The organism is Duganella sp. GW821-FHT07G03 (assembly GCF_059418605.1).
Map to the genome: position 1 here is coordinate 87,267 of NZ_JBWKQE010000027.1, position 7,647 is coordinate 94,913.

Annotated in this window: 6 protein-coding genes; 4 read left to right on the plus strand and 2 right to left on the minus strand. The window is 66.3% G+C overall.

What is annotated here, in order from left to right; all coding sequences use genetic code 11:
• Window position 1 precedes the first annotated feature (1 nt).
• Window positions 2-1,795, plus strand: coding sequence for a bifunctional alpha/beta hydrolase/class I SAM-dependent methyltransferase (locus tag AC07OK_RS26540; RefSeq protein ID WP_494693070.1), 1,794 nt, complete (start codon window positions 2-4; stop codon window positions 1,793-1,795).
• Here AC07OK_RS26540 and AC07OK_RS26545 read toward each other — a convergent pair.
• Window positions 1,746-2,357 (minus strand): CDP-alcohol phosphatidyltransferase family protein, encoded by a 612-nt coding sequence (locus AC07OK_RS26545; RefSeq protein ID WP_494693071.1) that lies wholly within the window; start codon window positions 2,355-2,357, stop codon window positions 1,746-1,748. The genes AC07OK_RS26540 and AC07OK_RS26545 overlap by 50 nt on opposite strands.
• Window positions 2,354-3,517: a phosphatase PAP2 family protein gene (locus AC07OK_RS26550; protein ID WP_494693072.1), complete on the minus strand. Its 1,164-nt coding sequence runs from the start codon at window positions 3,515-3,517 to the stop codon at window positions 2,354-2,356. The genes AC07OK_RS26545 and AC07OK_RS26550 overlap by 4 nt, the downstream gene beginning before the upstream one ends.
• Window positions 3,518-3,582: 65 nt before the next feature.
• Here AC07OK_RS26550 and AC07OK_RS26555 point away from each other — a divergent pair, with 65 nt between their 5' ends.
• The 3 genes from AC07OK_RS26555 to AC07OK_RS26565 all read left to right on the plus strand — a co-directional run bounded on the left by AC07OK_RS26555 (window position 3,583) and on the right by AC07OK_RS26565 (window position 7,565).
• The gene (locus tag AC07OK_RS26555; protein WP_494693073.1) at window positions 3,583-4,707 is read left to right on the plus strand and encodes a patatin-like phospholipase family protein; all 1,125 of its coding nucleotides are present in this window, start codon (window positions 3,583-3,585) and stop codon (window positions 4,705-4,707) included.
• On the plus strand, window positions 4,704-5,438 hold the full coding sequence (locus AC07OK_RS26560) for an SDR family NAD(P)-dependent oxidoreductase (protein WP_494693074.1): 735 nt from the start codon (window positions 4,704-4,706) through the stop codon (window positions 5,436-5,438). Before AC07OK_RS26555 ends, AC07OK_RS26560 begins: the two co-directional genes overlap by 4 nt.
• Window positions 5,439-5,756: 318 nt before the next feature.
• A complete protein-coding gene (locus AC07OK_RS26565; RefSeq protein ID WP_494693075.1) occupies window positions 5,757-7,565 on the plus strand; it encodes a glycoside hydrolase family 16 protein in 1,809 nt (602 codons plus the stop codon).
• Window positions 7,566-7,647 lie beyond the last annotated feature (82 nt).

The window sequence follows — 7,647 nt, forward strand, 5'->3', positions numbered from 1 at the left end:
AATGAAAGCAGAACGCTCACTGGCCTGGCGCACCACCGAATCGGGCTTCGACTGCAACGACGGCGTGCGCCTGTTCTACCGCGCCTGGCAGCCACTGTCGCCGCGGGAGGACGGGCCGCAGCGCGCGCTCGTGTTCCTGCATCGCGGCCATGAGCATTCGGGGCGCATCCAGCCGCTGGTGGAGCAGTTCGGCTACACGCAGGACTGGGCCTTCGCCTGGGACGCGCGCGGCCACGGCTACTCGCCCGGCGAGCGCGGCGATGCGCCCAGCTTCGAGGCGCTGGTCGAGGACTTCGACACCTTCATCGCCCACATCGTCGCCACGCATGGCATCGCGCCGGAGAACATCCTGGTGGTGGCCAACAGCGTCGGCGCGGTGATCGCCGCCACCTGGCTGCACGACTATGCGCCGCGCGTGCGCGGCGTCATCATGGCCGCCGCCGCGTTCGACATCAACCTGTATGTGCCGCTGGCCAAGCCGGCGTTGCGCTTCGCCCGTCGCTTCAAGCCGGAGCTGTTCGTGACCAGCTACATCCGTCCCGGCATGCTGACCCATTCGGCGCAGGAGGCGGCCGCCTACGCCGCCGATCCGCTGATCGCCAAGGCCATCTCCGCCTGCGTGCTGCTGGGCCTTGCCGATACGGCCAAGCGCATCGTGCAGGACGCCGCCGCCATCGATACGCCGGTGCTGATGCTCACCGCCGGCAAGGACTACGTGGTCAAGGAAGGGCCGCAGCAGGACTTCTACCAGCGCCTGTCGTCGCCGCTGAAGCGCTATGTGTACCTGCCGGACGCCTTCCACGCGCTGTTCTACGAGCAGGACACCAGCGTGGCGCTGGAGGCCGGCCGCCAATTTATCGAGCAATGCTTCGAGCGCGCGCCGCCGGCGCCGTCGCACTACCTGGGCGCCGACCGCGACAGCCACAGCGCCCGCCAGTACGCGGCCCTGCAAGCGGGCCAGAGCTGCGGTCCGCTGGCCAAGGCGTGGTTCGGCATGCAGCGCGTGATGCTGGGCATGATGGGGCCGGTCAGCAACGGCATGAAGATCGGCTTGCAGCACGGCTTCGATTCCGGCGCCTCGCTCGATTACGTGTACCGCAACCAGGCCGGCGGCAGTTTCCTGTTCGGCGGCATCATGGACCGCGGCTATCTGGACGCGGTGGGCTGGCGCGGCATCCGCCTGCGCAAGCGCCAGTTGCAGCAGATGCTGGGCGAACGCATCGCCGCGCATGAGGGCAAAGCGCCGCTGCGGATACTGGACGTGGCCTGCGGCTCCGGCCGTTACGTGCTGGAGACGATCAAGCGCTACCAGGAGCGCGACATCGAAGTCACGCTGCGCGACTATACCCAGCACAACCTGGACCAGGCGCGCGCGCTGGCGCAGCAGCTGCAACTGCGCGCCAACATCGACTACCAGCTGCGCGACGCCTTCAACGCCGACAGCTACCGCGCGGAGGAGGGCGAGTACGATATTGTGATCGTCTCCGGACTGTACGAATTGTTCAGCGAGAATGCACCGGTGGCGGCGTCGCTGCAAGGCATCGCCCGCGTGTTGCGCGCCGGCGGCCACCTGATCTACACCGGCCAGCCGTGGCATCCGCAGCTGGACATGATCGCGTTGACGTTGACCAGCCACCAGGGCAAGCCGTGGCAGATGCGGCCGCGTCCGCAGGCGGAGATGGATGGCCTGGTGGCGCATGCGGGCTGCCGCAAGATCGCCACCCGCATCGGCCTGGAGGGGATCTTTACGGTGTCGTTGGCGCGGAAGCCCGCAGCGCCTGCCGCAGGCGATTGACGACGGTCCACGCCGACAGCGCGATCACCAGCGCCAGGACGCCGTGCAGCAGCAGTGGAGCGACGTCGAAGGCGATCAGCAGGCCGAGCAGGCCGAACCAGAAGGCGCGGTCGCTCTTGCCCATCGGCCCGTCGAAGCGGCGCGCCGCGCCCACGCTGAGCGCCAGCACGCCGGCAAACTCCGCCAGCAGCGCCGCCGCCACGGCCAGCACCACCAGCGGCGCGTGCAGCACCAGCATGAAGGGCAGGTACAACGCCACGTCCGAGACCTGGTCGCAAATCTCGTTGAGCAGGGTGCCGAGGCGGGTCTTTTGGCCGGTGGCGTTGGCCAGCATGCCGTCGATGGCGTTGAGCGCCATGCGCAACAGCAGGAAGCCGGCCAGGCCCGCCCACAGGCCGGTGCGCTGCGGTTGCATCGCCAGCGCCGCGCCGTAGGCCACCGACAGCAGCATCGTCGCCAGCGTGATTTGATTCGGCGTGACGAGGCAGCGCACCAGCGCTCGCATCAACGGTTGCAGCAGTTGCTGGAATTGGGGTTTCAACTGGTAGATCGAAAAACTCATTGCTGGTGCAGCTCCTTGTAAAGTTGGGCGATTTGGCGGCTGCGCCGGTAGCCCATGGCGCAGTGGAGGTAAATGGCGCGGCCCTGCGCCGCATGGGCGCTGATGGCCGCGAGGATGGGACGGGCCGACTGCGCATCCGGCGCTTGCAGGTCCAGCAGCGGAAAGTGATGGTAGCTGCGGCCGCGCAGCGCGTGCGTCTCGCTCAGTTCATTGGACAGGTCGATGACGGCGCAATCGGCCGGCAGTTGCGCCGCCTCGGCCTCGGTCAGGCGGCGGCCCACCCACAGGCCTTCGCTGTGGCGCACGAACGGCGGCCGGTGGCGCTCATGCCAGCGCACCAGCTGCCAGGTTAGCAGGTAGCCGCACAGGTAGGGCGCGTACAGCATCCAGATCCAGAGTGGATAACGGCCGTCGCGCTTGTGTAGGAAGGCGGCGTGACGCTGGTAGTAGGCGCGCGCCACCAGCAGCAGGCTGGCGCACAGGTACAGCCACCAGATGCCGCCCTGTGCGAACCAGGCCAGCGATGCCAGTCCCGCCAGCACCGTGTAGCAGAACGCCACCGGCTTGCGGACATCGCCGTCGGACGGCAGCAGATACAGCGCCAACGCGCCCAGCACGGCGCCGCCGGCGACATCGAGCGCGTGGTGCTGGTAGGTGAACACGGTGCTCAGCGCCACCAGCAGCAGCCACGCGGCCAGCGCGGCGCGCGCGAGCGTCGAGTTGACGGCCGTGCGCAGCGCCACCCAGAAGATTAGGCAGTAGGCCACGTGCAGCGACGGCAGCTGGTTGTAGGGCCGGTCCATCGCCGTCAGTTGTGCGAACAGCCAGGCGGGCAGCGCGTCGTCGACGGCGGGGCGCGGCAGCGAGAAGCGGAGCGGCCAGGCGGCGAACACCAGGCAGGCGACGACGGTGGCAAACGCCACCCGGCGGCTCAGCGCCGACAGGCCGGCGCGGTCGCGCACCAGCAGGAAGCTCAGTACGAAGAACAGGCCGGACGTCATGTACGGCAGCACCATCCACGGCAGGAAGGGCAGCGCCGACTCCCACGCCATCGCAACATTGCCAAGCTCCTGGTGGCGTTGCGCCAGGTAGTTGGTCAGCGGGTAGCAGACGCCGAACAGCGCGCCGTTCAGCTCAAGCTGGGTTACGCGTTGCTGCATGCTTGGCACGGCATCCCGGTTCATTGTCGGACTGTCCTTGTGAAAAATGATGTAATTGAGGCATTATGTCACGCATGACCCAAGCCGCGCGACACCAACCAGACCCACGCTACCAACGATGCATGGTGCTGGCCGGCGGCGGCTTCCGCTTCGGCTACTACCTCGGCATGCACGCGGCGGCCATCGACGCCGGCCAGGAGCCGGACCTGCTGCTGGCCACCTGCGGCGGTTCGGTGGCCGGCGCCATCATCCGCAATCTACCGGACAGCGCGGCGCGCAAGGCCTGGCTGGCGTCGCCGCAGATGTACGCATTTTTCAGCGGCCTGCGCTCCGGCCCGCGCGCCACGCCGCTGCGGGCGGTCACCAGCATCGCGCTGCGGCGCTTGAATGGTGCGAGGGCGGCGCATATTCCGGACCTGTACAACGATTATCTGTTCGAGATTCCGCCGGTGCTGCCTTTGCCGCCGGAGCCCGCGCTTGCCTCCGCGTCCGCGCCGGCGCTGGCCATCCTCGGCGGTAAGCTGCTGTTCGGTCCCGGTGAAGTAGGGCAGTTGCGGCAAGGGCGCGCCATTTATCGCGTCACCTTGTTCGGCGACGCTCGCATCGCCGCGCTGGCGGCCGGCCAGCCTTCGGCTATCGGCCGCGATGGCTGGACCAACGCCGTCGCGCACGAGCTGGAGATCGACACAGCGATGTCCCTGGCCGATGCGGCCCGCATCTCGATTGCCGACATGGTCTACTTCCGCTGCCAGTCCGCCGGCGGCGCCGACTACACCGGCGGCGTGATCGACCTGTTCCCGATCGAGCTGGCGCAGTGCCTGGCGCAGCACATCAGCATGGAGATGAAGCAGTCCTACGACCAGTTCACCGCGATTCCCGCCTTGCGCTCGGTGTTCGGCTTCGACGCCAACCAGCGCCTGCGCCATGTGCACGGCCAGTCGGTCGATGTGTGGATCGATACCTCCGACGTCAGCGAGGCCTTGCGCGGCACCGGCGTCCAGAAGCGCATCGCGTGGCGGCACAACCGCGTGCAACTGGTGGCGCCGGCCAGCTACGAACAATACGTGGCCGACGTGGAAACCCAATGGCTATATGGCTATCGGCGCGCGCAGGAGGCCTACGAGCTGGCCGCGCAAGGCCGCCGCACCGCCATGCGCAACGAGGACAAGCACAACAAGGCTGTTACATGAACGTCATGATCATCGGCGGCACCAGCGGCATCGGCCTGGGACTGGCGCGGCACTACTGGCGGCAGGGCGCGCGCGTGGCCATCTGCGGGCGGCATCCGCACAAGCTGGATGGTTTGTCCTTGCTGGAAGAGGAGCGCGTCAGCGTCCATGTCTGCGATATCGCCGACCGCGCTGCGGTGGCGCGCACGGTGGCCCTGGTGGCGGCCGATGGCCTGGACCTGTTGATCGTCACCGCCGGCCAGTACACCGACGCCGCCGCGATCGCGCGCGATCCCGCCAGCACCTTGCCGGTGTTGCGGGTGAATGTGGGTGGACTTGATCACGCCTTCAGCGCCGCCGCCGAGGCGATGATGGCGCGCGGGCAGGGACAGCTGGTGGCGGTGGCGTCCATCGCCGGCTTGCAGCGGGACTATCCGGGCGGCTCGCTGTACAGTGCCAGCAAGCGCGCCGCCATCGCCATCTGCGATGCCTACCGCAAGGCGTTGGCGCCGTTCGGTATCGGCGTCACGGTGATCGTTCCCGGCTACGTCGACACCGCGCGCCTGCGCGAACTGAATAACGGCGACGCCGGCCGCAAGCCTTTCCTGATGTCCGAGCAGGAGGCGGTGCGGCGCATCGCCGCCGCCATCGAGCGGGGCGATGAGCGCTGCGTCTTCCCGTGGCAGATGCATGCGCTGGTGCGCATCTTCAACGCGCTGCCGGTGTGGCTGAAGCGTAAGCGCAAGAAATAGCCGTGTGAACCTGCACACGGTTGCGCAGCATCGTTGACAAAAAATATTAATCAGAATATATTTTGAACATCGAATTGGAATCGTTTCCAATTCTAACCAGCGACACAGTCCGGGCCACGACCCGGTCGGCACGGAGACTGCAACAGCAAGCGAAACGCCTCGTAGCGAAGGCGCCCCCGCGCCCATTTTTTTGCTGAGCCGCACCTCGCTCCATGCTCCCTGACCGCGAACGGAATAGCCGGCGTTGCCGGCGAAGGTGCGAACCGGACGGCCGTCAGGTTCGAAATGAGGAAGTATGGATACGAGGAGTCATACATTGTGAATAAACAGAAATTCGTTCTGTCCGCCGTTGCCGCCGGGATCCTGATGGCGTACGGCACGCAGGTGTCGGCCAGTGTCACCAGTCCCGTTATCGGCCCCTTGCTGTGGTCCGAGGAATTCAACGGCGCCACGCTCAACAGCACGTTGTGGACGGCGGTGGACGGCAACGGCTGCCAGATCAACCTGTGCGGCTATGGCAACCAGGAACTGGAGTACTACAGCCCCAACAACGTCTCCATCGTCAACGTGCCGTTTGAGCCGAACACGCGCGCGCTGGCGATCAAGGCGCAGAACCAGACGGTGGGCAGCAACGTTTTCACCTCCGGCAAAATCGGCTCCTTCGGCAAGGTGCAGCTGCAGTACGGCATGGTTGAGATCCGCATGGCGACGCCGCAGTTGGGCATCGGCCTGTGGCCGGCCGCGTGGATGCTGGGCGTGAGCCCGCAGAGCTGGCCGCGCAACGGCGAGATCGACATCATCGAGATGGGCCACAAGGCCAGCAGCCGCGCGGCGGCCGGCACGCCGACGCCGGGGATCGACAACTTCGTCGGCTCCAACGTCATCACCTGGCAGCAGGCCGCCTGCGTGCCGGGCAATGAAAGCTGCGCCGCCTCGACCGCGTGGCAGACCAAGAACTGGTACACGCCGAGCCAGTCGCTGGCGAATCGCTTCGTCGTCTACCGGCTGTACTGGACCGACACGCAGATGCGCTTCACCGTGGTGGACAACGGCGTCGAGCACGACATGTACGACAATCCGCTGCCGGTCAATTCGACTGCGCTGCAATCGCCGTTCTACCTGTTGTTCAACCTGGCAGTGGGCGGCAACTTCACCGACGCGGCCGCGCCGGGGCAGGTGACGGCGCCGCTGCCGGGCACCATGTACGTCGACTACGTGCGCGTGTATCAGCTGGACGGCAAGGGTACGGTCAAGCTGGGCAGCCAGAGCACGCCGGAGGTGGGCAAGTTCGGCGTCTTCACTGACAACACCGTGGTCAACAACAAGCTGGTGGCCGGCACCAGCTCCGACGTTTTTGTGTGGAACAACGCCTCGGTCACGCAGGGCAACCTGCCGCCGTATGAAGGCGGCAACGTGATGGCGTGGAGCTTCAACACGCCGGGCCAGTGGTTCGGCGGCAGCGTTGAGTCGCGCCAGGCCAGGGACATGAGCAACTTCCGCAACGGCAGCATGAAGCTGAAGATCAAGATCCCGGCCAACGTCGCCTTCACGGTGGGCGTGCAGGATACTTACACCAACCAGAACGCGGTCAAGTTCCCGGCCAACGCCACCACGTACGGCCTGGTGCGCAATGGCGACTGGGGCACGGCGACCATCCCGGTGGCCGACCTGGCCGGCAGCAAGATCGCCTTGCAGTCGATGCTGGACCTGTTCCAGATCGCCAGCGACGGCGCCGCACTGCCGAGCTCGGCGTTCCAGATGGCGATCGACGACATCGTCTGGGATACCGGCGTGCCGACACCAACGCCCACTCCGACGCCAACGCCCACACCAACTCCCACTCCAACTCCCACGCCAACGCCAACTCCAACGCCAACACCGGCCGCGCAGCAAACCAGCGCGACGATGTTGAAGTTCTCGTTCGCTTCGAGCAGCTGGGCGGACGTGCATTACACGGTCAACGCCGGCGGCCAGCTGAACGTGCGAATGACGCAGAACGCCGGCATCAACAGCTACACCGCGAGCGGCCTGAAGATCGGCGACGTGGTGAACTACAGCTTCACCTACTGGGACGCGGCGCACAACTACGCGGTCGACACCGCACAGCAAAGCTACACCATGAAGTAAATCAATGGGGTCAGATACCGTCTTGAATGGCAAGCCCTTTCGATAAGTAATTGGGATCGAAAGGCTTGTCATTGTGTATCAC

Coding starts and splice junctions, on each gene's coding strand:
- AC07OK_RS26540 (WP_494693070.1), top strand. CDS start 2: ATGAAAGCAGAACGCTCACTGGCCTGGCGCACCACCGAATCGGGCTTC.
- AC07OK_RS26545 (WP_494693071.1), bottom strand. CDS start 2,357: ATGAGTTTTTCGATCTACCAGTTGAAACCCCAATTCCAGCAACTGCTG.
- AC07OK_RS26550 (WP_494693072.1), bottom strand. CDS start 3,517: ATGCAGCAACGCGTAACCCAGCTTGAGCTGAACGGCGCGCTGTTCGGC.
- AC07OK_RS26555 (WP_494693073.1), top strand. CDS start 3,583: ATGTCACGCATGACCCAAGCCGCGCGACACCAACCAGACCCACGCTAC.
- AC07OK_RS26560 (WP_494693074.1), top strand. CDS start 4,704: ATGAACGTCATGATCATCGGCGGCACCAGCGGCATCGGCCTGGGACTG.